Genomic DNA, 1,175 nt, shown 5'->3' with positions numbered 1-1,175 from the left:
TGAGGACAAGCCCTCGGCCTATTAGTACCGGTCAGCTCCACCCATTACTGGGCTTCCACATCCGGCCTATCAACCCAGTCGTCTACTGGGAGCCTTACCCTCTCAAGGAGGTGGGAATACTCATCTCGAAGCAGGCTTCCCGCTTAGATGCTTTCAGCGGTTATCCCTCCCGAACGTAGCCAACCAGCCATGCCCTTGGCAGGACAACTGGCACACCAGAGGTTCGTCCGTCCCGGTCCTCTCGTACTAGGGACAGCCCTTCTCAATATTCCTACGCGCACAGCGGATAGGGACCGAACTGTCTCACGACGTTCTAAACCCAGCTCGCGTACCGCTTTAATGGGCGAACAGCCCAACCCTTGGGACCGACTCCAGCCCCAGGATGCGACGAGCCGACATCGAGGTGCCAAACCATCCCGTCGATATGGACTCTTGGGGAAGATCAGCCTGTTATCCCCGGGGTACCTTTTATCCGTTGAGCGACGGCGCTTCCACAAGCCACCGCCGGATCACTAGTCCCGACTTTCGTCCCTGCTCGACCCGTCGGTCTCACAGTCAAGCTCCCTTGTGCACTTACACTCAACACCTGATTGCCAACCAGGCTGAGGGAACCTTTGGGCGCCTCCGTTACCCTTTGGGAGGCAACCGCCCCAGTTAAACTACCCATCAGACACTGTCCCTGATCCGGATCACGGACCGAGGTTAGACATCCAGCACGACCAGAGTGGTATTTCAACGGCGACTCCACAACCACTGGCGTGGCTGCTTCAAAGTCTCCCACCTATCCTACACAAGCCGAACCGAACACCAATATCAAACTGTAGTAAAGGTCCCGGGGTCTTTCCGTCCTGCTGCGCGAAACGAGCATCTTTACTCGTAGTGCAATTTCACCGGGCCTATGGTTGAGACAGTCGAGAAGTCGTTACGCCATTCGTGCAGGTCGGAACTTACCCGACAAGGAATTTCGCTACCTTAGGATGGTTATAGTTACCACCGCCGTTTACTGGCGCTTAAGTTCTCAGCTTCGCAACCCCGAAAGGTCACTAACCGGTCCCCTTAACGTTCCAGCACCGGGCAGGCGTCAGTCCGTATACATCGCCTTACGGCTTCGCACGGACCTGTGTTTTTAGTAAACAGTCGCTTCTCGCTGGTCTCTGCGGCCACCCCCAGCTCAG

Annotated in this window: 1 rRNA gene (only partly in view); it reads right to left on the bottom strand. The window is 56.4% G+C overall.

The annotated features are described in order from the left end of the window. Nucleotide 1: 1 nt before the first annotated feature. Nucleotides 2-1,175: ribosomal RNA gene (locus ACGFYP_RS34620) — 23S ribosomal RNA — on the bottom strand; it runs 2,030 nt beyond the window's last position.

The sequence above is a fragment of the Streptomyces sp. NPDC048370 genome (assembly GCF_043200825.1).
Classification (GTDB): Bacteria; Actinomycetota; Actinomycetes; order Streptomycetales; family Streptomycetaceae; genus Streptomyces.
This window is presented reverse-complemented; position numbering and strand designations above follow the sequence as displayed.